This window comes from Streptomyces sp. NPDC097595 (assembly GCF_044761525.1).
Taxonomy (GTDB): domain Bacteria; phylum Actinomycetota; class Actinomycetes; order Streptomycetales; family Streptomycetaceae; genus Streptomyces; species Streptomyces drozdowiczii_A.
In genome coordinates this window covers 1-22,044 of the sequence record NZ_JBIWCN010000008.1, presented here as the reverse complement: position 1 = coordinate 22,044, position 22,044 = coordinate 1, and the positions used below count along the sequence as shown (strand labels likewise).

At 73.6% G+C, this 22,044-nt stretch carries 17 protein-coding genes; 5 read left to right on the top strand and 12 right to left on the bottom strand.

The genetic code is table 11. The features are described from left to right. Positions 1-43 precede the first annotated feature (43 nt). The gene (locus ACIQZN_RS14390; protein ID WP_403992403.1) at positions 44-406 is read left to right on the top strand and encodes a nuclear transport factor 2 family protein; all 363 of its coding nucleotides are present in this window, start codon (positions 44-46) and stop codon (positions 404-406) included. Here the strand turns inward: ACIQZN_RS14390 and ACIQZN_RS14385 are convergent, their stop codons facing one another. From ACIQZN_RS14385 to ACIQZN_RS14350, 8 genes are all read right to left on the bottom strand, one after another. Further along, entirely contained in the window at positions 407-1,450 is a 1,044-nt protein-coding gene (locus ACIQZN_RS14385; RefSeq protein WP_403992400.1) for an aldo/keto reductase, read from the bottom strand. Then, entirely contained in the window at positions 1,447-5,304 is a 3,858-nt protein-coding gene (locus ACIQZN_RS14380) for an ABC transporter ATP-binding protein (RefSeq protein WP_403992397.1), read from the bottom strand. The genes ACIQZN_RS14385 and ACIQZN_RS14380 overlap by 4 nt, the downstream gene beginning before the upstream one ends. After that, entirely contained in the window at positions 5,301-6,686 is a 1,386-nt protein-coding gene (locus ACIQZN_RS14375) for an LLM class flavin-dependent oxidoreductase (protein WP_403992394.1), read from the bottom strand. Before ACIQZN_RS14375 ends, ACIQZN_RS14380 begins: the two co-directional genes overlap by 4 nt. Continuing rightward, a complete protein-coding gene (locus ACIQZN_RS14370; RefSeq protein ID WP_403992391.1) occupies positions 6,683-7,492 on the bottom strand; it encodes an ABC transporter ATP-binding protein in 810 nt (269 codons plus the stop codon). Before ACIQZN_RS14370 ends, ACIQZN_RS14375 begins: the two co-directional genes overlap by 4 nt. After that, positions 7,468-8,337, bottom strand: a complete 870-nt coding sequence (locus tag ACIQZN_RS14365) for an ABC transporter permease (protein ID WP_403992388.1) — start codon at positions 8,335-8,337, stop codon at positions 7,468-7,470. The genes ACIQZN_RS14370 and ACIQZN_RS14365 overlap by 25 nt, the downstream gene beginning before the upstream one ends. Continuing rightward, positions 8,334-9,401, bottom strand: coding sequence for an ABC transporter substrate-binding protein (locus ACIQZN_RS14360; RefSeq protein ID WP_403992385.1), 1,068 nt, complete (start codon positions 9,399-9,401; stop codon positions 8,334-8,336). The genes ACIQZN_RS14365 and ACIQZN_RS14360 overlap by 4 nt, the downstream gene beginning before the upstream one ends. A gap of 20 nt (positions 9,402-9,421) precedes the next feature. After that, a complete protein-coding gene (locus tag ACIQZN_RS14355; protein ID WP_403992383.1) occupies positions 9,422-9,946 on the bottom strand; it encodes a flavin reductase family protein in 525 nt (174 codons plus the stop codon). 333 nt (positions 9,947-10,279) lie between these two features. After that, positions 10,280-11,548, bottom strand: coding sequence for an ROK family protein (locus tag ACIQZN_RS14350; protein ID WP_403992380.1), 1,269 nt, complete (start codon positions 11,546-11,548; stop codon positions 10,280-10,282). A 341-nt stretch (positions 11,549-11,889) separates the two neighbouring features. Between ACIQZN_RS14350 and ACIQZN_RS14345 the strand changes: the two genes are divergently transcribed. Continuing rightward, a complete protein-coding gene (locus ACIQZN_RS14345) occupies positions 11,890-14,352 on the top strand; it encodes an endonuclease/exonuclease/phosphatase family protein (protein WP_403992377.1) in 2,463 nt (820 codons plus the stop codon). Positions 14,353-14,373: 21 nt separating this feature from the next. On the opposite strand, the gene ACIQZN_RS14340 is transcribed toward ACIQZN_RS14345, so the two are convergent. From ACIQZN_RS14340 to ACIQZN_RS14330, 3 genes are read right to left on the bottom strand one after another with little or no spacing between them, the layout of a single operon-like run. After that, entirely contained in the window at positions 14,374-15,297 is a 924-nt protein-coding gene (locus tag ACIQZN_RS14340; protein WP_403992374.1) for an alpha/beta fold hydrolase, read from the bottom strand. Between the two features lie 22 nt (positions 15,298-15,319). Then, a complete protein-coding gene (locus ACIQZN_RS14335; RefSeq protein WP_403992371.1) occupies positions 15,320-16,564 on the bottom strand; it encodes a beta-ketoacyl-[acyl-carrier-protein] synthase family protein in 1,245 nt (414 codons plus the stop codon). Beyond that, positions 16,561-16,794, bottom strand: a complete 234-nt coding sequence (locus tag ACIQZN_RS14330) for a phosphopantetheine-binding protein (protein ID WP_403992368.1) — start codon at positions 16,792-16,794, stop codon at positions 16,561-16,563. Before ACIQZN_RS14330 ends, ACIQZN_RS14335 begins: the two co-directional genes overlap by 4 nt. Before the next feature lie 333 nt (positions 16,795-17,127). On the opposite strand from ACIQZN_RS14330, the gene ACIQZN_RS14325 reads away from it, so the two are divergent. Beyond that, positions 17,128-18,672 (top strand): peptidoglycan-binding protein, encoded by a 1,545-nt coding sequence (locus tag ACIQZN_RS14325; RefSeq protein WP_403992365.1) that lies wholly within the window; start codon positions 17,128-17,130, stop codon positions 18,670-18,672. 34 nt (positions 18,673-18,706) lie between these two features. Here the strand turns inward: ACIQZN_RS14325 and ACIQZN_RS14320 are convergent, their stop codons facing one another. Continuing rightward, positions 18,707-19,273, bottom strand: coding sequence for a dihydrofolate reductase family protein (locus tag ACIQZN_RS14320; RefSeq protein WP_403992362.1), 567 nt, complete (start codon positions 19,271-19,273; stop codon positions 18,707-18,709). 110 nt (positions 19,274-19,383) lie between these two features. Here ACIQZN_RS14320 and ACIQZN_RS14315 point away from each other — a divergent pair, with 110 nt between their 5' ends. Continuing rightward, positions 19,384-20,424 carry a hypothetical protein gene (locus ACIQZN_RS14315; RefSeq protein ID WP_403992359.1) on the top strand — a complete coding sequence of 347 codons (1,041 nt, stop codon included), beginning with the start codon at positions 19,384-19,386 and terminating at the stop codon, positions 20,422-20,424. 151 nt (positions 20,425-20,575) lie between these two features. Beyond that, a complete protein-coding gene (locus ACIQZN_RS14310) occupies positions 20,576-21,967 on the top strand; it encodes an MFS transporter (protein ID WP_403992356.1) in 1,392 nt (463 codons plus the stop codon). Positions 21,968-22,044: the final 77 nt, after the last annotated feature.

Here is a 22,044-nt window from a genome sequence, read left to right as displayed (position 1 = left end):
CGCTCCCGGCCCCCGGCCGGAAGCCTTACCGGAGGGACCCACGATGACCACGTACGACGACGCCGTGCAGCGCTACTTCGCCGCCTGGAACGCCGGTCCGGACGAGCTGGAGAAGGCCGTCGCCTCGGCGTTCACCGACGAGGCCGCGTACACCGACCCGCTGGCCGACGTACGGGGCCACGAGCAGCTGGCGGCCGTCATCGCGGGGGCGCGGCAGCAGTTCCCCGGCTTCACGTTCCGCCCGCTCGGTGCGGTGGACGGGCATCACGCGCTGGTCCGCTTCGGGTGGGAGCTGGTCGCGCCCGACGGCTCGGCGCCCGTCGCCGGCTTCGACGTGGCGACGCTCGCCGAGGACGGCCGGATCGCCTCGGTCAGCGGCTTCCTGGACCGGGTGCCGGCCGCCTGATCACGCGGCGGGGTGCGAACGGCGGCGCAGGGCCGGGTCGGTGAGGTCCGCCGGGTGGTAACCGGCGTCCCGGGACGAGAGGTTGGTGCCGGGCGCGACGATCTTGTCGATCCGGTCCAGCACGTCCGGGCCCAGCCGCACCCGGTCCGCGCCGAGCTGGCCCTCCAGCTGTTGCAGGGTGCGCGGGCCGATGATCGCCGAGGTGACGGCGGGGTGTTCGAGCACGAAGGCCAGGGCGAGCTGGACGAGGGTGAGCCCGGCCTCGTCGGCCAGCTGGGCGAGCGCCTCGGCGGCTTCGAGCTTGGCCGCGTTCTCCGGGGACGCGATGTCGAACCGGCCGGCCTGGCGCGCGGCGCGGCTGGAGTCCGGCTGGCCGGAGCCCTTGCGGTAGCGGCCGGAGAGCCAGCCGCCGGCCAGCGGGCTCCAGGACAGTACGGCGAGGCCGTACCGCCGGGCGGTGGGCAGCACCTCGCGCTCGATGCCCCGGGCGAGGATGGAGTACGGGGGCTGCTCGGCGACGACGCGTTCGCGGCCGCGCCGCTCGGCGGTCCACTGGCCCTCCACGATGGCGGACGGCTCGAACGTCGAGGTGCCGATGTAGCGGATCTTGCCCTGGTGGACCAGGTCGGAGAGGGCGCCCAGGGTCTCGTCGAAGTCGGTGCCGGGCTCCGGGCGGTGCACCTGGTAGAGGTCGATCCAGTCGGTGCCCAGCCGGCGCAGGCTGTTCTCCACCTCGCGGATGATCCAACGGCGGGAGTTCCCCTGCTCGTTGGGGTCGGTGCCGAGGCTGCCGTGGAACTTGGTGGCGAGCACGACGTTGTCGCGGCGGCCGCCTGCGAGAGCCTTGCCGACGATGGTCTCGGACTCACCGGCCGAGTAGACGTCGGCGGTGTCCACGAAGTTGATGCCGGAGTCCAGGGCGTGGTGGATGATCCGGACGCTGTCGTCGTGGTCGGGGTTGCCGCGGGCGCCGAACATCATGGTGCCCAGGCAGAGCGGGCTGACCTTCACGCCCGTGCGGCCGAAATCGCGGTACTGCGTCATCGTGCGTTCTCCTTGACGAGTTGACTGGCATTCAGGTGATCGACGGCCGCGCCGGGGCCGGTCTCCCGGAAGGCGTCCCACAGCCTTCGGTAGGGGCCCCGGGCGGCGAGCAGTTCGGTGTGGGTGCCGGTCTCGACCACGGTTCCCGCGTCGAGCACCACCACCCGGTCCGCGCGGGCTGCCGTGGTCAGCCGGTGGGCGACGACGACGGTCGTACGGCGACGGGCCAGGGACTCGGTGGCCGCGGCGACCCGGCGCTCGGTGGCCAGGTCCAGCGAGGCGGTGGCCTCGTCGAGCAGCAGCACGTCGGGGTCGACCAGTTCGGCCCGGGCCAGGGCGAGGAGCTGGCGCTGTCCGGCGGAGAGGTTGCGGCCCCGCTCCCCCACCGGGGTGAGGTAGCCGAGCCGGAGCCCGGCGACCATCTCGTGCGCGCCGACCGCCCGGGCCGCCCGCTCCACCTCGGCGTCCGTGGCGTCGGGCCGCCCGTAGGCGATGGCGTCGCGGACGGTGCCGCTGAACAGGTGCGCCTCCTGCGGGACCACGCCGAGCCTGCGCCGGAAGCCGGCCAGGTCCAGCTCGCGCAGGTCGTGCCCGTCCACCCGGACCGCGCCCGCCGAGGGGTCGTAGAACCGGGCGAGGAGCTTCACCACCGTGGACTTGCCCGCGCCGGTGGCGCCGACGAGCGCGACGGTCTCGCCCGGTTCGATGCGCAGGTCCACCCCGTGCAGGACCTGGTGGCCGCCGCCCGCGTACGCGAAGGACACCGCGTCGAACTCGACTTCGCCGCGCAGGTCGGGCACCGGGCGGGGGCGCTCGGCGGGCGGGGTGCCGGCGGGGGTGTTCATCAGGGCGCGGAGGCGGCCGAGGCCGACGACCGCCTGCTGGTACCCGTCGAAGACCTGCGAGAGCTGCTGGATCGGCGAGAAGAACAGCTCCACGTACAGCAGGAACGCGATCAGGGTGCCGGCGCTCAGCTCGCCCGAGCGCACCTGGGCCGCGCCCGCGGTGAGCACGGCCGCCGAGCAGAGCGTGCCGAGGAACTCCACGAACGGGAAGAACGTGCCCATGTACCGCTGGGCGCGCAGCCGGGAGTCGCGGAAGGCGCGGGCCAGTACGGCGAAGTCGGCGGCGTTGCGGCGCTCGCGGCGGAACGCCTGGGTGACGCGGATCGCGGTGACGTTCTCCTGGAGGCAGGCGTTGACGGCGCTGATCCGCTCCCGGGCCTCGCGATAGGCGGGGACCGAGTAGTGGCGGAAGACGGCGGTGGCCGCGATCAGCACCGGGAGCGCGGCGAGCAGCACCAGGGCGAGTCGCGCGTCGATCACCAGCAGGGCGACGAGCACCCCGGAGACCGTGAGCAGGCTGACCACGGCGGTGATCAGGCCGGTTTGCAGGAAGTTCGACAGGGCGTCCACGTCGGTGGTCATCCGGGTCATGATCCGGCCGCCGAGTTCGCGTTCGTAGTAGTCGAGGCCGAGGCGCTGGAGCTGGGCGAAGGTCTTCACGCGGAGGGTGTAGAGGAGGCGTTCGCCGGTGCGCCCGGTGGTGCGCACCTGGGCCACGCCGATCAGCCAGTTCGCGGCCACCACGAGCCCGGCGGCCGCCGAGGCGGCGAGCAGGATGTGCCCGGCCTGATGGGCGACGCCCCGGTCCACGCCGTGCCGGACGAGCACCGGCACGGTGATCTGGGCGCCCGCGTCGAGCGCGACGAGCAGCAGGCCGAGGAGCAGCGGCAGCCGGAAGGGCCTGAGCAGGGCGCCGAGCCCGAAGTGCGCGTCGGCGGCGACGGCCTGTTCGGTGGGGACCTCCGGGTCGGCGGCGGGCAGCGGGAGGCGGGCGAGACCGGCGAGGAGTTCGGGGCTGGGCGGGGCCGAGCCGAGCACCCCGCCGCCGGGTCCCGCGCGGCCGGGCCCGGAGGTGGCGGCGGCTTCGGCGAGCGCCTGGGCGGCCCGGACCGCGGTGCCCTCCAGCTGTTCGTCGTCGTCCTCCTCGGGGCGCAGCCACAGGTGCGGGGTGGGGCAGCCGGGGTCGGGTGCGAGGGCGTCGTCCGGTCGGTCGTCGGCGCGGTCGTCGGTGGCGAGGAGGGCGCGGAACAGGGCGGATCTGCCGCGCAGTTCGTCGGGTGTCCCGGTGTCCGTGACGCGGCCGCCGTCGAGGATCGCGACGCGGTCGGCGAGCTCCAGGGTGGAGCGGCGGTGGGCGATGATCAGCGTGGTGCGGCGGCGGTCGTCCGCGCGCAGCCGGTGGTGGATCTCGGCCTCGACGCGGGCGTCGATGGCGGAGGTGGCGTCGTCCAGGACGAGCACGGCCGGGTCGCCGATGAGGGCCCGGGCGAGCGCCATGCGCTGGCGCTGGCCGCCGGAGAGGGTGAGGCCCTGTTCGCCGACGAGGGTGTCGTAGCCCTCGGGGAGCCGTTCGATGAACTCGTCGGCGCGGGCGATGCGGGCCGCCGCGCGCACCTGCTCGTCGGTGGCGTCCGGCATCCCGTACGCGATGTTGGCGCGCACGGTGCCCGAGAGGAGCAGGCTCTCCTCGAAGACGTAGCCGGTCCGGGAGCGCAGCGAGGCGAGGGTGAGGTCGCGGACGTCGGTGCCGCCGACCCGTACCGCGCCGGAGGGCACGTCGTAGAAGCGGGGCAGCAGCGCGGCGGCGGTGGACTTGCCGGAGCCGGCCGGGCCGATCAGGGCCAGGGTCTCGCCGGGGCGGATGTCCAGGGTGAAGCCGTCCAGGAGCGGGGCGCCGTCGCCGTATCCGAAGGTGACGCCGTCCCAGGAGAGGGCCGGGGGTTCGTCGGGCAGTTCGCGGGCCTCCGGCCGGTCGGTGATGACGGGGGCCTCGTCCACGACCTCCAGGACGCGTTCGGCGCCGGCCCGGGCCTGCTGCCAGACCGTGAGCAGGGTGGCGACCTGGCGTACGGGCGTGACGAAGGAACCCAGGTAGGTGGTGAACGCGAGGAACGTGCCGAGCGAGATCCGGCCGTCCAGGGCCATCCAGCCGCCGAGCGCCAGCACGGCGACCTGGCCGAGGGCCGGGACCGCCTGGAGGGCGGGGTTGTAGCGGCTGGTGAAGCGGACGACGCGCAGCCGGGACGCGAACAGGTGGCGGGCGCGCGCTTCGAGGCCGGTCAGCTCGCGCTGCTCCTGGCCGAAGCCCTTCACCACGCGGACGCCGGTGACGGTCGCCTCGACGGTGGAGGCGACCTCGGCGGCCTCCTGCTGGGCGTGCCAGTTGGCGGGGAAGAGGTCGCGGCGGCTGCGCAGCGCGATCAGCCAGAGCAGCGGGCCGACGACGAGCGCCACGACGGTCAGCAGCGGGGACAGGAACGCCATGACGACCAGCGAGAACAGGAACATCAGGGCGTTGCCGGTGAGGTTGGGCAGGAATTGCAGCAGGGTCTGGATGAGGGTGATGTCGGAGATGGACCGGCTCACCACCTGCCCGGTGCGCAGATCGTCCTGCTGGGCGCCGCCGAGCCGGAGCAGCGCGGCGAACGCGTCGTTGCGCAGGTCGTACTGGACCCCCAGGGAGAGCCGCCCCGAGCGGTAGCGGCGGGTGAAGCTCGCGCCGAACCGGAGCGCGCCGAGTGCGGCGAGGAGCCCGGTCCAGGGGACGAGCGAGGCGGTGGTGCCGGCCGCCACCCCGTCCACCACGTGCCGCAGCACGAGGGGCAGGGTGGCGGTGGCGACGGCGGCGGTCACGGCGGCGCCGAAGGCCATGAGGAGATCGGTGCGGTGGCGCAGGCAGTAGCCCAGCAGCCGCCGCGCCCAGCCGGGCTGCGGCTGCGACGGCTGCGACGGCTGCGACGGCTGCCGGACCGTGCCGGTCCCGGTCCCCGGATGCGGACAGTCCGTCACCGGGCCTCCGCCAGACCGATGCCGTAGTCGCCGGCGCCGCGGACGGTGTCGTCGAAGAGGCGGTTGGCGGGGCGCGGCAGCCCGTAGTGGCCGCGCAGGGTGCTCGCGGTGTACTCGGTGCGGAACAGGCCGCGCTCCTGGAGGATCGGCACCACCCGGTCCACGAAGACCTCCAGGCCGGACGGGAGCACGGCGGGCATGATGTTGAAGCCGTCGGCGGCCCCGCTGTCGTACCAGTGCTCGATGGTGTCCGCGACCTGCTCGGCGGTCCCGGCGAAGGTGCGGTGGCCGCGCCCGCCGCCGAGCCGCCCGATGAGCTGACGTACAGTCAACTTTTCGCGCCTGGCCAGCTCCACGATGAGGGTGTAGCGGCTCTTGGCGCCCTCGATGTCGTCCTCGGTGGGGATGTCCTCGGGGAGCTCCGCGTCCAGGTCGAGGTCGTCGGGGGCGATCTTCAGCCGCTTGGCGAGCTGGATCTTGGCGTACTCGGGGACGATGAGGTTCTCCAGCTCGGCGTCGAGCGCCAGCGCCTCGGCCTCGGTGTCGCCGATGACGGGGACGATGCCGGGCAGGATCTTGATGCCGTCCGGGTTACGGCCGAGGGCGGTGGCGCGCTCCTTGACGTCCTTGTAGAAGGCGATGCCCTCCTCCAGGGTCTGCTGGGCGGTGAACACCGCCTCCGCGTACCGGGCCGCGAAGTCCTTGCCGTCCTCGCTGGACCCGGCCTGCACCAGCAACGGGTACCCCTGCGGGGGGCGTTGTACGTTGAGGGGCCCGTCGACCCGGAAGAACTCGCCCCGGTGGTCGATCTGCCGGACCCGCTCGGCCAGGGCGTGCACCCCGCGCTCCTTGTCGGCGATCACCGCGTCGTCGGCCCAGCTGTCCCAGAGCTTGGTGGACACCTCCACGAACTCGCCGGCGCGCCGGTAGCGCTCGCGGTGCAGCGGGGTGTCGTCCAGGCCGAAGTTGCGGGCCGCGTCGGCGCCCGCGGTGGTGACGATGTTCCAGCCCGCCCGGCCGCCGGAGACGTGGTCGAGCGAGGCGAACCTGCGGGCCAGGTTGTACGGCTCGTTGTAGCTGGTGGACGCGGTGGCGATGAGCCCGATGTGATGGGTCGCGCCGGCGAGGGCGGTGAGCAGGACCGTGGGCTCCAGCTTGGCGGCGGGGCGGCGGCCGGGGTCGCCCATCAGGACCGGGCTGTCGGCGAGGAACAGCGAGTCGAGGCGGCCGCGTTCGGCGATCCGGGCGAGGTTCTTGTAGTGCTCGATGTCGGAGTTGGCCTCGGCCGGGCTCTCGGGCAGCCGCCAGGACGCCTCGTGGTGGCCGGTGGACATGAGGAAGGCGTTGAGGTGGAGCTGCTTGCGCTCAGGCGTGCGGGTCATCGGGAGTCCTTCTTCGCTTCGGTGAGGGGCTGGGGCTGGGGCTGGGCGACCCCCGGCAAGGCGACCCCGAGGGCGGTGAGCAGGGTGTCGCGGTACTCCTGGAAGCGCGGGTCGCGGCGGGAGCGCGGGGTCGGCAGGTCGACGGTGAGGTCGACGGAGATCCGGCCGTCCTCCAGGACCAGGACGCGGTCGGCGAGCTCGACGGCCTCGTCCACGTCGTGGGTGACCAGGAGCACCGCGGGGCGGTGGCGTTCGTAGAGTTCGCGGAGCAGGTCGTGCATCTTGATCCGGGTGAGCGCGTCCAGGGCACCGAACGGCTCGTCCGCGAGGAGGAGTCCGGGTTCGCGGACCAGGGCGCGGGCGAGGGCGGCGCGCTGCTGCTCGCCGCCGGACAGCTCGTGCGGCCAGGAGCGGTCGCGGCCCTCCAGGCCGACCTCCGCCAGGGCGGTGAGGCCGCGTTCCTTGGCCCCGGGGCCGCGCAGCCCGAGGGTGACGTTGTCGATGAGCCGGAGCCAGGGCAGCAGCCGGGAGTCCTGGAAGGAGAGCGAGACCCGGTCGGGGACGGTGAGTTCGCCGGAGCCCTCGACGGTGTGGTCGAGCCGGGCGACGGCCCGCAGCAGGGTGGACTTGCCGGAGCCGCTGCGGCCGAGCAGTGCGGTGAACTCGCCGGGCGCGACGGTGAGGTCGAGCTCCTTGAGGATGTCGCGGTCGCCGAAGCGGCGGACCAGTCTCCGGGTGCGGATGGCGGGGCGCGGGGCCAGGGCCGTGGCGCCGGGGGCGGTCAGCCCGCCAGGGTGCGTCGCCATGACAGGACCTTCCTCTCGACGGCGCGTACCGCCGCGTCCGATGCGAAGCCGAAGATCCCGTAGGCCACCAGGCCCACGATGATCACGTCGGACTGGGCGTACTGCTGGGCCTGGAACATCATGTAGCCGATGCCGCTGGTGGCGTTGATCTGCTCGACCACGATCAGGCCGAGCCAGGACGCGGTGACGCCGAGGCGCAGCCCGACGAAGAAGCCGGGCAGCGAGCCGGGGACGACGACCTTGCGGATGAACTGCGCGCGGCTGAGGTCGAGCCCTTCGGCGAGTTCGACGTATCGGCTGTCTATGCCGGTGAGGGAGGCGTACGTGTTGATGTACATGTTCACCGCGACGCCGAGCGCGATGACGGTGACCTTCATCTGCTCGCCGATGCCGAGCCAGAGGATCAGCAGCGGGAGCATGGCCAGGGAGGGGATGGCGCGCTTGATCTGGAGCGGGCCGTCCAGGAGGTATTCGCCGGTGCGGCTCAGTCCGGCGGCGACGGCGAGGAGGACCCCGGCAGTCACCCCGAAGAAGAGGCCGAGCCCGGCGCGCTGGAGCGAGATGAGGACGTTGTCCTGGAGCCGGCCGCTGGAGACGAGGTCCGAGGCGGTGGAGAGGACCGTGCCGGGGCCGGAGAGGATCCGGGGGTCGAGATAGCCGGTGGCGGAGGCGGCCCACCACAGGGCGATGACCAGGACGGGGCCGATGAGCCGCCCGAAGGGGATGGCGCGGCCGGGGCCGAGCCGTCTGCGGGTCTTCGGTGCGGAGGCGGGCGCGGCGGCCTTCAGCGGCGGCGCGACCGGTGGTGCGGCGGGGCGGGTGGTGTGGGTCAGCAGCTCGGTCATGACTTCTCCCGGTACTCGGCGGGTACGGCCTGGGCCGCCAGCGCCTCGAAGCGGCGGTCGAACAGCTCGGCGGCGTCCTGCTCCGGGACGAATCCGCCGGCGGCGAGCAAGTCGGCGGTCTCCTGCTCCCAGGCGATGGCCTCGTCCCAGGAGGCGGGGAACAGCGGCTTGTTGAGCGAGGCGACGATGCGCTTGCTGTCCTCCCGGGAGACGCCCTGGTCCTTGACGTAGTACGTGTCGATCCACTCGTCGGTGTTCTCCCACGCCCAGACCTGGCCCCGGGCCCACAGCGGGATGAAGCTGCGGACGGCGGCCGCCTTGGCCCGGTCGTTCAGCACCTCGTTGGGCGCCCAGAGCACCGAGAGCAGGTCCACGACGTCGGTCTTCACGCCGCGTGCCCCGTCCTTCTCGTACTGGGTGAGGTACTTGGTGAGGGTGGGTTCGCCCAGCGGGGCGACGTCCACCTGCTTGGACTGGAGGGCGGTGAGGAACTGGGTGCTGGGCAGGGCGACCAGTTCCACGTCCTTGTTGGAGATGCCCGCCTGCTTCAGGGCCCGCAGCACGACGACGCCCTGGGCCTGCCCCTGGGAGAACCCGATCTTCTTGCCCCGGAAGTCGTCCACGGTCCGGATGTCGGAGCCGGGTGCGGTGGCGAAGACGTATGACGGGTTGTTCCGCACCTGTACGGCGACGATCTTCGCGCCCACATCGATGGCGTGGGCCTGGATCGGCGGAATTCCGGCGTTGACCGCCAGGTCGATGGAATGGGCCCGGAATCCCTGGATGATATCGGGGCCCGCGCTCAGATTGGGCCATTGCGAAACGGTGAAGGGAAGGTCCTTCTCCAGTCCTGCGGGGCCGAGTTGAAGGCGCGTGGAACGCACGGCGACGGAGAGTTTCGTACCGGGTGGCGGCGCTCCGGACGGCAGTTTTCCGGCCGGTTCGACGCTCGCCGCGGATTTCGTCTGCGGCGAGCAGGCGGCGAGCGTGGAGATGAGGGCGGTGCCGCCGAGGGCGAGGAACGAGCGGCGGCCGAGCGTCGGGGACATGCGGTGGCGTGCCATGGGAGAGGTCCTGATCCGGGTCAGAGGGAGAGGTAGGAGCCGTCGTGGAAGAGCAGCGGGCTGCGGCCCTCGTCGAGCTGGGCGTCCACCACCCGGGCGATGACGATGCGGTGGTCACCCGCCGGCACGATCTGCTCGGTCTCCACCCGCAGATGGCCGGCCACCCCGTCGAGCAGGGGCTCGCCGCCGGGCAGGCGGTGCCAGCGGGTGGGGGCGGCGAAGCGGTCGATGCCGCTGGTGGCGAAGGTCGCGGCCAGGGGCTGCTGTTCGGCGCCGAGGAAGTGCACGACGGCCGTACGGGCGTGCTCGAAGTGCGGCCACGACGAGGTGGTGGTCCCTATGCCGAACGAGATCAGCGGCGGGGTCAGCGAGAGCGAGGTGAGCGAGGTCGCGGTGAAGCCGACCGGTCCGCGGCCGGAGTCGGTGGTGATGACGACGACCCCGGCGGGGTAGCGGCGGAACGCCTGCCGGAAGCGGTCGGGGGCGATCCCCGCCGGAGCGGGGGCGGCGGCCTGGGCCGCGTACGTGGGCACAGTGACGGTCAACGTGTCTCCCGGAGGTGGAAAGCCCGAAAAGGGCAGCACGAAAAAGGCGGCTGGAATCGCGCGAAGGCGTGCAGGCACGGCGAGGCGCGCGCGGACGCGCGGAACATTCGCCGGATATCAGCGGGTGTTTACCGGAGGCCCGGACAGCGGCCGCGACAGGAACGCGGCGCTGCGGGCGCGGACGAGCGGAACCGCGGCGTCATCGAGGACGCTTTCGCTGAATTCCGCTGTCGGCTGGTCATGAATCCATCATCCCGTGGCCGTTCGCGGCCGGTCAACAATGCAACTGACTGAATTAAGTCGGATTACGGAGGAGGGGCGGCGGGTCCGGTGTCAGGACACCGCGGGCAGCGCCGGCCACGGCCCCAGCGGGTCCGTGTACAGCGAGCCGAGGGCCACCGCCCCGCCCGCCACGGCCAGGACCGACCCGGTGAAGCTGCTCGGCACCACGGCCCGCTCGGGGTCGTCGCACACCACCGACCGCTCGGCCACCTCAGCCCGCAGATCGGCCAGGCACTCCGGCATCCGCCCGGCCCCCGGCTCGACCACGACCAGGACCTCCGGGTCGAACATGTCGAGGAGCAGGGCCGCCGCCCGCCCGACCAGCCGGGCCCGCCGGCGGAACAGCGCCACCGCCCGGGCGTCCCCGGCCAGCGCCCGGTCGAGCAGCTCCGGGAAGGACCCGGTCACCAGCCCCTGGGCGGCGGCGCGCCGCACCATCGCCCGCTCCGAGACCTCCGACTGGAGGCACCCGGACCGCCCGCAGGAGCACGGCTCCGCACCGCCCGATCCCCCTGCGCCCAGGGGCAGATGGGCGACGCTTCCCGCCCCTGAGCGCGGTCCCCGGTGCAGGGCGCCCTCGGTGGCGAAGGCGGCGTCCACGACCGCGCCGACGAAGAGCAGGACGGTGCTGGCCCGCGTCGACTCCTGGCCGAACAACTGCTCGGCCCGGGCCAGGGCGCGGGAGTGGCTGTCCACATGGACGGGCAGCCCGGTCGCGGCGGTGAGCAGCTCGCGGGCGGGGACGTCCTCCCAGCCGAGCTGGGGGTGCGCGACGATCACGCCGCTCTCGGGGTCGACGCGGTGGCCGGTGGCCAGGCCGAGGGCGAGGACGGCGCGCCCCTCGGCGTGCGCGTCCACCAACACGGGCAGCCGGGCGGCGAGTTGAGCGAGCAGGCGATGGGGGTCGGTGGAGCCGTGGGGCCGGCGGTCCTGGGCGACGATCCGGCCGCGCAGGTCCATCAGCGAGAGGGTGGAGTGGGCCACGGCGATGTGGGCCCCGGCCACCAGATAGCCGCCGGTGTCGATCTCGACGGGGATGTGCGGCCGGCCCAGCCCCTTGGGCCCGGCGGTCTCGGCGCTCTCCCGGACCAGTCCGCGGGCGAGGAGGCGGCCGACGTGCCCGCTGACAGAGGCGGGCGAGAGGCCGGTGAGACGGGCGACCGTGGACCGGGCGACGGGTCCGTGGTCCAGGATCGCGCCGAGGACGGAGCCGGTGCCGGTCGGGCGGCGGCCCGGCACCGGGGCAGGTATGTCGGCGCGGCGCAGCGGGGTGGTGCGGGTCTCGTGGGGGCGGCGGGCGGGGGCGGAGAGACTCTTCACCGTGTCTTCCAGACCTCGGGGGCGGCGATGGGCGCGGTGTCTGCTCGGCGGAGGCACGGGACCGGGGGCGCGGGAGGGCGCGGGCGTGGTGCCTCAGGCGCGGTGACACACGGCGGAGCACACCCGCTTGAGGTCGATGTGACCCCGCGTCGTGAGGTGTGCGGATCGCTGCATGCCGCGCAACGTAGCCGGACCGGCTCAACCCGGTCAAACCATCGCCGCATCCTGGACAGCTCCGCTCGTCACCGAACGTTTTCCGGAATTCACCCCTGATGCCTTGTCATCGCCTGTTCTACGCGCATAGCTTGTGCTCCCTCACCACACTCTGAGGGGCATTCTCCGTGCGTATATCCACCACACGTTCCGCCCTGCTGGCCGGCGCGGTCGCCGTGACGCTCTCGGCGACCGCGCTGCCCGCCGCCTTCGCGGCCCCGTCCGCGACCGCCGTGATCTCCGAGGTGTACGGGGGCGGCGGGAACTCCGGTGCGACGCTGACCCGCGACTTCATCGAGCTGGCCAACGCCGGCTCGGCCGCGTACGGCCTGGACGGGCTCAGCGTCCAGTACCTGCCGGGCGCCCCGTCGGCGGGCTCGCTGTGGCAGGTGTCCGCGCTGACCGGCTCCGTCGCGCCGGGCGGCCGCTATCTCGTCGCGGAGGCGGCGGGCACCGGCGGCACGGTGGCCCTGCCCGCCCCGGACGCCACGGGCACCGTCGCGATGTCCGCCACGGCCGGCACCGTGGCCCTGGTCTCCGGGACGGCCCCGCTGACCTGCAAGACGGCCGCCGACTGCGCCGCCGACACCCGGATCGTGGACCTGGTCGGCTACGGCACCGCGGTCGTCCGGGAAGGCAGCGGACCGGCCAAGGGCACCTCGGCCACCGCCTCCGTGGCACGGGCGGCCTCGCTCGCGGACACCGACGACAACGCCGCCGACCTGACCGCGGCCACCCCGTCCCCGGTCAACGCGGCCGGCGAGACCTCCGGCGGCGGCGAGGACCCGGGCGACCCGGGGAACCCCACCGAGCCCGGCACCGTGCGGATCCACGACATCCAGGGCACCACCCGGGTCTCCCCGCTGGACGGCAAGGCGGTGACCGGGGTCCCCGGCGTCGTCACGGCGGTCCGCACCTCGGGTTCGCGCGGCTTCTGGATCCAGGACACCGCCCCGGACGCCGACCCGCGCACCGGCGAGGGCGTCTTCGTGTACACCGGCTCCGCCGCCCCGGCCGTCCAGGTGGGCGACTCGGTCCTGGTCAGCGGCACCGTGGACGAGTACTACCCGTCGACCACCACCCAGTCGGTCACCGAGATCACCGCCCCGAAGGTCACGGTCGTCTCCTCCGGCAACGCGCTGCCCGCCCCGGTGGTGCTGGACGCGAAGGCGGTCCCGTCGGCGTACGTGCCCTCGGCCGGGGGCGGCTCGATCGACGCGCTGCCGCTGGAGCCGTCGACGTACGCGCTGGACCTGTACGAGTCCCTGGAGGGCACCCGGGTCCAGATCGCCGACACCCGCGTGACCGGCGCGACCACCGCGTACCACGAGGTCTGGGTGACGGTCGCACCGAAGCAGAACCCGACCCGGCGCGGCGGCACGCTCTACGCCTCGTACACCGACCAGAACACCGGCCGGATCAAGGTCCTGTCGCTGGACCCGGCCGCGCCGGTGCCCACCGCGAACGTGGGCGACGTGCTCGCCGGCACCACCTCGGGCGTCCTGGACTACGACTCGTACGGCGGCTACAACCTCCAGGCCACCGCGCTCGGCAAGGTCACCGACCACCACCTGAAGCGCGAGGTCACGCGCAAGCAGAAGGGCAAGGAGCTCGCGGTCGCCACGTACAACGTGGAGAACCTCGACGCGCTCGACGACCAGGCGAAGTTCGACACGCTGGCGGAGGGCGTCGCGGTCAACCTCTCCTCGCCGGACATCGTGTCGCTGGAGGAGATCCAGGACGACAACGGCGCGGTCAACGACGGCACGGTGGGTTCCGAGGCGACGCTGAAGCGGTTCACGGACGCGATCGTCGCGGCGGGCGGGCCGCGCTACTCCTGGCGTTACGTGGCCCCGCAGGACGGGAAGGACGGCGGCGAGCCCGGCGGCAACATCCGCAACGTGTTCCTCTTCAACCCGAAGCGGGTGGACTTCGTGGACCGTCCGGGCGGCGACGCGACGACCCCGGTCGCGGCCGTGAAGACGAGGAAGGGCGTCACGCTGTCGGTGTCGCCGGGCCGGATCGCGCCCGCGAGCGCGGCCTGGGACGACAGCCGCAAGCCGCTGGTGGGTGAATTCCGCTTCCACGGGAAGTCCGTGTTCGTCGTCGGCAACCACTTCGCGTCCAAGGGCGGGGACCAGCCGCTGCACGGCCGCTACCAGGAGCCGGTGCGCAGCTCGGAGACCAAGCGGGTGCAGCAGGCGAAGGAGGTCAACACCTTCGTCAAGTCGCTGCTCGCGGCCGACAAGTCGGCGCGGGTCGTGGTCCTCGGTGACCTCAACGACTTCGCCTTCTCGCCCACCGTGGGCGCGCTGACCGACGGCAAGGTGCTGAAGCCACTGATCACCACGCTGCCGAAGAACGAGCAGTACAGCTATGTGTACGAGGGCAACTCGCAGACCCTCGACCACATCCTGACCAGCCCGGGCGTGCGCCGCTTCGACTACGACGTGGTGCACATCAACGCGGAGTTCGCCGACCAGGCGAGCGACCACGACCCGCAGATCGTCCGCGTCGACGTGAACGCCCCGGAGCACGGGAACGGCCACGGGCACGACCACGGCCACGGCGGGCACCACGGGCACCACTGACCCACCCCGCGGGCGGGCGGTTCAGCCGCCCACCCGCGGCACCACCGCGTCCGCCGTCGCCTCCGCACGCGGGCGCGGCAGCGGGGCGACCGGCCGCAGCGCGGGGGCGGGTTCCAGCGGCCGGTCGGTCAGGAAGCGGGCCACCAGGTCCGCCACGTCGTCGGGGCGTTCCAGGACGACCCAGTGGTCCGAATCCCCGATGGTCAGGAAGCGGCTGCCCTCGATCGTCGCCGCGAAGGCCCGCTGGTGGTCCGGCGAGGTCACGGTGTCGTGCTCGCCCGCGAAGACGAGCGCGGGCACCCCGGTCAGCCCGCCGGAGAAGTCCGGGCGGTGCTCCAGCGACCGGCGCAGCGAGCGCTCCGCGTGCGGGGAGTGCGTGAGGGCGTGCACGAAGGACCGGCGCACATAGCGCAGGGCCAGCCCCCGCCGGTGGACCGGCCGTTCCGGGTCCAGGCACATCAGCGCCTCGGCGGCCAGGGCGGCGAGCCCTTCCGCGTCCCCGGCCTCCAGCCGGTCGAGCCCACGCGCCCAGTCCTGGCACTGGGCCTCGCCGATGTGCGACGGTACGCCGCCGAGGACCAGGCGGGCGATCCGGCCGGGGTCGCGCCGGGCGCAGCCGAAGGCGATGGACGTGCCGTAGGAGAAGCCGAAGAGGTTGACCCGGTCGGCGCCCAGGTCGTCCATGACGCCGGTGACGGCGGCACACAGGAGGCCGTCGTCGGTGCCGGGCGGCAGCGGGTCGGCGCCGCCCATGCCGGGCAGGTCGAGGGTGATCACGGAGGCGTGCGGGCCGAGGTGCTCGTCCATCTGCGGCCAGCCGTGGATGCCCTGGAGGGCACCGCCGAGGACGACGACCGGTTCGGTGCGGGGTGCGGGCTGCGGCAGGACGCGGTAGCGGTAGCGGAACCCGTCGACGGTGCGGGTGCGGATGATCTCTTCGGTCATGAGGTCTGGTCCTTGGCCCCGGTCACCTGGTGAGGACGAGGGCCGCGTTGTGGCCCCCGAAGCCGAGCGAGGTCTTGACGGCCGCGTCGAACGCGGCGGGCCTGGCCTCCTTGCTCACCACCTCGACCGGGATGTCCGGGTCGGGGGCGTCGAGATTGGCGGTGGGCGGGACCAGCTGGTGCTGGAGGGCGAGGACGGTGAGCGCGGTCTCGATGCCTCCGGCGGCGCCGAGGGTGTGGCCGGTCATCGCCTTGGTGGAGGTGACGAGGGGCTGTTCGCCCAGGACCCGGCGGAGCACGGCCGTCTCGATCAGGTCGTTGGAGACGGTGGAGGTGCCGTGCGCGTTGACATGGCCGATGGCGGCCGGGTCGATCCCGGCGTCCGCCAGGGCGGTGCGCAGAGCGCGTTCGATGCCGAGCCCGTCGGGGTCGGGGGCGACGGCCGAGTAGGCGTCGCTGGAGGAGCCGTAGCCGGTGACGTGGGCGCGGACGGCGGCGCCCCGGGCGCGGGCGTGCTCCGGGCGTTCCAGGACGAGGAGCCCGGCGCCCTCGCCGACGACGAAGCCGTCGCGGTGGGTGTCGAAGGGGCGGCAGGCGGCCTGCGGGTCGTCGATGCGGGTGGAGACGGCCTTGAGGCGGCAGGCGCTGGCGATCAGGAGCCGGGAGCAGACGGACTCGGCGCCCCCGGCGACGACGATGTCGCAGGCGCCGGTGCGCAGCATCTGGTGGGCGGTGCCGATGGCGACGGTGCCGGAGGAGCAGGCGGTGGAGACGGCCTGGCTGGGTCCGTGGGCGCCGAGGTCGGTGGCGACGCTGCTGGCGGCGCCGTTGACGACGGTGAGCGGGGCGAGCTTGGGCGAGACGCGGCGGGCGCCGCGTTCGGTGAGGGCGGTGTGCTGTTCGTCGTAGAAGGGCAGGCCGCCGTGGGCGGAGCCGATGACGACGGCGACCCGGCCGCTGTCCCAGACGGCGGGATCCAGGCCCGCGTCCGCGACGGCCTCGCGGGCGGCGATGACGGCTAGGTGCGAGAAGCGGTCCATCAGCCGGTGCGCGGCGACGCCGAGCACGGCCCGGGTGTCGAGGCCGGTCACGCTGTACATGAAGTCGCAGGGCAGCCCGGCCAGTTCGGGCCGGTGCGGCACGCAGGGCGCGGTCCCGGGGTCGTTGATCGCGCGCCAGGTGGCCTCGGCGCCGACCCCCGCCGAGGTGACGAGGCCGACCCCGGTGACGGCCGCGGCGAACGGCGGCAGGCGGTGGGGGGCCGTCACGCGGCGGCCTTGCGGTGCACGGCGTCGATCAGCTGGCCGACGGTGTCGCGCGAGGTGAGCTGGACGTCGTCCAGATCGACGTCGAGCCGGTCCTCGATGAGGAGCCGCAGCTCCTCCAGTGCCAGCGAGTCCAGCCGGAGCTGCCTGAGCGGCACGTCGGGCCGGATCGCCACGGGGTCGGTTCCGAAGTTCGCCGTCAGCAAGGTGCTGATCTCATCTGCCGTGCTCATGCTCATCGGGCACTTCTCCGCTGTCGTACGCGGTGACGCCTTGCCGCGTGAGATGTGGGTGCCATCGGGGACGCCGGCCGGTCCGGAGTTCTCTGTTATACGCCCTGTCGGCGGCGGGCCCGGCCCGCGTTCCCCCGTGCGGTGGGCTGCCGTCCAGGTGTACGAATCCCACGCGGCGCGCGCGTACTCACGGCCCGTCAACTCCGCCGGAGTGCAAGCGGTTCGACACGCCTGCGGGCTGATTGTCATACCCGTGGTGGCTCTCTATCGTGAGCAGGCTTCGCGGCCGCCCGGCCCCGTCGGCCGGCCCTCCCCCACACAGCAGGAGCAGGTATGCCCACACGCGCCGCCCGGACCCGCGCCTCCCTTCTCGCGGCCCTCACCGCCACCGTCCTCGCCGCGACCGGCGCCCCGGCCCTCGCGGCGGCGGACCCCGGGCACCCGATGGACCGGGCGTTCACGCGGGCCGCCGAGGCGTTCGACGTGCCGCGCGATCTGCTCGCCGCCGTCGGGTACGGCGAGACCCGCCTCGACGGCCACGCCGGACACCCCAGCCAGGCGGGCGGCTTCGGCGTGATGCACCTGGTCAGCAACCCCACGCACCACACCCTGGAACGGGCCGCCGCCCTCACCGGTGAACCGGCCGCCACCCTGCGCACCGACACCGCCGCCAACATCCTGGGCGGCGCGGCGCTGCTGCGCGGGTACGCGGACGGGCTGGGCCTGGACGCCACGGACCGCGACGACCTCGACGCCTGGTACCCGGCCGTCGCCCGCTACAGCGGTACGCGGGGCACGGCCGCCGCGCTCTACGCCGACACGGTCTACACCTTCCTGGCCGCCGGGCTCGACGCGCTCACCCCGGACGGCGAGCGGATCACGGTGACCGGGCGTCCGGTCTCCCCGGAGCGGGACGGGGTCGCGACCACGGACTCGGGTGCCCGGAGCGCCGACTACCCGGACGCGCTCTGGGTCCCGGCCGACCCGAACAACTACACCACCGGCCGGACCGCGAAGATCGACAAGATCGTCATCCACGTCACGCAGGGCTCGTACGCGGGCTCGATCAGCTGGTTCCAGGACCCCGTGTCCGAGGTGAGCGCGCACTACGTGGTGCGGTCGTCGGACGGGCAGATCACCCAGATGGTGCGGGACGCCGACACCGCGTACCACGCGCGCAGCGCCAACGCCTCGGCGCTGGGGATCGAGCACGAGGGCTTCATCGACGACCCGACCTGGTTCACGGACGCGATGTACCGGTCGTCGGCCGCGCTGACCGCCTCGCTGTGCGACAAGTACGGCATCCCGAAGGACCGGGCGCACATCATCGGGCACAGCGAGGCCCCGGGCAACGACCACACGGACCCCGGCCCGTATTGGGACTGGGACCGCTACATGGAGCTGGTGACCGGCACCGGGACGGGCGGCGAGACCCGCGACGGGCTGAGCTTCGCCACCTACACGACCCAGCGCTCCGGCTCCACGGGCCCTCAGGTCACCGCCCTCCAGCGGCTGCTGAACGACCAGGGGTACGCGGCGGGCGAGGCGGACGGCAGCTTCGGGCCCGCCACGGCGGCGGCGGTGACGTCGTTCCAGTCGGCGCACGGCCTCGACGCGGACGGGGTCGTGGGGGCCAGGACCTGGACGGCGCTGCTGTCCGCCGGGACCACGCCGGTGCTCGCCGAGGACGCGACGGGCGAGGACGTGAAGCGGCTCCAGCGCGCCCTGACGGCGGCGCTGGGCTCGACGGTGGACGCGGACGGCAGCTTCGGCCCGGCGACCGCGACGGCCGTGCGCTCCTACCAGACGGGGCGGGGGCTGACGGCCGACGGGATCGTGGGCGCCGCCACCTGGACGGCGCTCCAGGCGGGCCGCTGACGGAGCGGTGGCGTCCCGGGCCGGTCCCGGGGCGTCACCGGTCGGCGCGGTCGTAGCAGAGCTCCACGACCCCGGTGCCGAAGGTGCGGCTGCCCGTGAGGCGGAGGCGCCGCAGGGTGTCCTCGGCCGGGAACATCGGCTTGCCCCGGCCGATGAGGACCGGGTGGATGTAGACGCGGTACTGGTCGATCAGGTCGTGCGCCGCGAAGGACGCGGCGAGATCCGCGCCGCCGAGGGAGAGGTCGCCGCCGGGCTGCTCCTTGAGGGCCCTGACCTCCTCGGGGACCACCTCGCGGACGATGGTGGTGTTCCAGTCGGCGTGCTCCAGCGTCCGTGAGTAGACGTACTTCGGCATGTTCCGCCAGATGACGGCGAAGTCGGCCATCGGCCCCTCGTTGGCGGGGTCCTGGTCGGCGGTGGGCCAGAAGTCGGCCATCAGCTGATGGGTGACGCGGCCGTCCAGCATGCCGCCCATACCGGCCAGTTGCTCGTTGAAGTAGCTGTGGAGCTCCTCGTCCACCGTATGCCAGTCGATGTTCCGGCCCGGCCCCTCGATGAAGCCGTCGAGTGACATCGACATCCAGTAGATGATCTTGCGCATCGGATACCTCACCGGGCGTTCGGGGGACGGAGCGGTGAACGCCGCCGACGTTACCGGCGGCGGGCCGCCCGTGCTTGACGCCGAGCCGGACCGGCGCGTAGGTGTCGGGCATGAGACTCGGAGAGGCGCGCGCCGCCGCCGCGCACTGGGTGACCGCGCACGCCCGCCCCGCGCCGGACTATCTGGGGGCCTACTTCAGCGGGTCCACGGTCGGGCGGCCGGACGACGCGGAGCTGCCGGTCTCCTCGGACGTGGACGTGGTCGTGGTGACGGCGGGGGCCGAGGCACCGGCGAAGCCCGGCAAGCTGTCGCACCGGGGCGCGCTGCTGGAGATCACCTACGAGCCGTGGTCCCTGCTGGCCGACCCGGAAGCGGTGCTGGGCGCGTACCACCTGGCGGGCGGCTTCCGCCGGGACACCGTCATCGACGACCCCACGGGGCGGCTGCGCGCCCTGCACACGTACATCGCACCGCGCTTCGCCCGGCGGGACCACGTGCGGCGGCGGTGTCTGGACGCCCGGCACCGCGTCGAGAGCCGGCTCGCCGCCCTGGACACCACGCAGCCGTTCGCCGCCCGGGTGCTGGGCTGGCTCTTCCCCACCGGGGTCACCACGCACGTCCCGCTGGTGGCCGCCCTGCGCAACCCGACCGTCCGGCTGCGCTACCCCGCCGTACGCGAGGTGCTCACCGCGTACGGGCAGGAGGCGCTGTACCCCGAGCTGCTGGGGCTCCTGGGCTGCGCGGAGGTGTCCGCGCCGCTGGTGCGGCACCATCTCGCCGAGCTGACAGGGACGTTCGACGCCACGGTCCCCGTCGTGCGCACGCCCTTCTTCTTCGGCAGCGACCTCACGGAGCGGGCGCGGCCCATCGCCGTCGACGGCAGCCGCGAGCTCATCGACCGGGGCGACCACCGGGAGGCGGTGTTCTGGATCCTGGCGACCTTCGCCCGCTGCCACACCGTGCTGGCCGTGGACGCGCCCGCGCTGCACACCGCACGGCTGCCGGCCTTCCGGGAGGCGGTCGCGGACCTCACCGGCATCGCGGACACCCGGGACCTGCTCGCGCGGCGCGACGAGGTGCTGCGCTTCGTGCCCCGGCTGTGGACGGTCACGGAGGAGATCCTGGCGGCCGACCCGGGGGTCGTCGGCTAGCGGCGCCCTCTGCTACCTTGCCCGCGTGTCTCTTCTTCCTCGTGCGTAGGACCCCGTCGAGACCGCGCCCGGCACACCGGGTGCGGCACTCCGGTGTCCCCGCATACCTGTGGCGCGGTGCATACGCGCCACCCTCCCGAGGAAGACCATCGTGTCCACTCCTTCATACGTCGCTGTCCTGCGCGTGCCGCACGCCGCGCGCGCCTTCGCCGCCGCGCTGATCGGGCGGCTCTCCTACGGAGTCGCCCCGCTCGCCCTGCTGCTCGCCGTCAAGGACGCCACCGGCTCCTACTCCGCCGCCGGCACCGTCATGGCCCTGTTCGGGGCCGCCAGTGTGTTCCTGTCCCCCGCCCGTGCCGGGCTGATCGACCGGTACGGGGCGCGCCGCGCCCTGCCGCCGATGGCCGGTCTGTACGCGGTGCTGCTCACCGTCCTCGCCCTGGTCACCTGGCGGCCGGGCGCCTCCCCCGTGGTCCTCGGTGTCCTCGCCACGGCGGCGGGGGTCTGCACTCCGCCGCTCGGCCCGGTCATGCGGACGGTGTGGAGCGACCTCGTCCCCGACCGGGAACTGCTGCGCCGCGCGTACAGCCTGGACGGGGTGGCCGAGGAACTGATGTACGTCACCGCCCCGTTGCTGGTGGGCGTCGCGGTGACGGTCACCGGGCCCGCCGCCGCCGTGCTGGCCGGCGCGGTGCTGATCGCGGTGGGGGCGGGGGCGCTGGCGACCTCGCCCGCCGTGCCGCGCGGGAAGCCGGACCACCGCACGGAGGGCGACGGACCGGCCGCGCCCGGCCTGCGGCTGAGCGCCGTGCCCGCGCTGCGGCGGGCCGTGCTGCTGACGGCGGCCGTGGGGCTCTGCCTCGGGGCGCTGGACCTGCTGGCGGTGGCCCTCACCGAGGCGATGCACCGGGCGTCGGCGGTGTCCTGGGTGCTGGCCGCCCTGTCGGCGACGAGCGCGATCGGGGGCCTGGCCTACGGGGCGCTGCGGTGGCGGGCCCCGCTCGGGGTGCGGCTGCCGCTGCTGGCCGCCGGTCTGTCCGGCGCGGTGGCGGCGGCCGGTCTCGCGGGCAACGTGTACGTGCTGATCGCCGTGGTCGGCGCGGCCGGGCTGTTCCTCGCACCGGCGCTCACGACCGCCTACCTGATCGCGGACGAGTCGGCGGACGCGGCCCGGCGCACCCGGGCGGGCGCCTGGGTCAACACCGCGTTCAACGCGGGCTCGTCGGGCGGCACGGCGGCGGTGGGGCTGCTGGTGGACCGGCTGCCGCTCGCCCTGTGCTGCGCGGTGGCGGCGGCCCCGGCGCTGCTGTGCGCGGCGGCCGTCGGGGGCGCCGGTGTCCGGCGGGTCCGGACGGGGCGGAGGCGATGGACGCGGTCTGACGACCGGAGGCGGCCGTTCACCCCCCGGGGGGGTGAACGGCCGCCTTGTACGACTACTACTTCATTGTGCTACCAGGAGACTATGCCAACCTGCGGCCCGTCCGGAGTGACGGTTTCTGCGGGCAGCGAGTTCGCCGCCGAAAGTGAGCCCTTTCCAACCTGACCGCGCGGCCTGGCGGTTGGCGGGCTGTACGAACCGACGAAGCTCCTGGTAGACGGGTTCACGACCAAGATCACCCG

Coding starts and splice junctions, on each gene's coding strand:
- ACIQZN_RS14320 (WP_403992362.1), bottom strand. CDS start 19,273: ATGCGCAAGATCATCTACTGGATGTCGATGTCACTCGACGGCTTCATC.
- ACIQZN_RS14370 (WP_403992391.1), bottom strand. CDS start 7,492: ATGGCGACGCACCCTGGCGGGCTGACCGCCCCCGGCGCCACGGCCCTG.
- ACIQZN_RS14390 (WP_403992403.1), top strand. CDS start 44: ATGACCACGTACGACGACGCCGTGCAGCGCTACTTCGCCGCCTGGAAC.
- ACIQZN_RS14375 (WP_403992394.1), bottom strand. CDS start 6,686: ATGACCCGCACGCCTGAGCGCAAGCAGCTCCACCTCAACGCCTTCCTC.
- ACIQZN_RS14340 (WP_403992374.1), bottom strand. CDS start 15,297: ATGACCGAAGAGATCATCCGCACCCGCACCGTCGACGGGTTCCGCTAC.
- ACIQZN_RS14365 (WP_403992388.1), bottom strand. CDS start 8,337: ATGACCGAGCTGCTGACCCACACCACCCGCCCCGCCGCACCACCGGTC.
- ACIQZN_RS14315 (WP_403992359.1), top strand. CDS start 19,384: ATGAGACTCGGAGAGGCGCGCGCCGCCGCCGCGCACTGGGTGACCGCG.
- ACIQZN_RS14330 (WP_403992368.1), bottom strand. CDS start 16,794: ATGAGCACGGCAGATGAGATCAGCACCTTGCTGACGGCGAACTTCGGA.
- ACIQZN_RS14385 (WP_403992400.1), bottom strand. CDS start 1,450: ATGACGCAGTACCGCGATTTCGGCCGCACGGGCGTGAAGGTCAGCCCG.
- ACIQZN_RS14325 (WP_403992365.1), top strand. CDS start 17,128: ATGCCCACACGCGCCGCCCGGACCCGCGCCTCCCTTCTCGCGGCCCTC.
- ACIQZN_RS14360 (WP_403992385.1), bottom strand. CDS start 9,401: ATGGCACGCCACCGCATGTCCCCGACGCTCGGCCGCCGCTCGTTCCTC.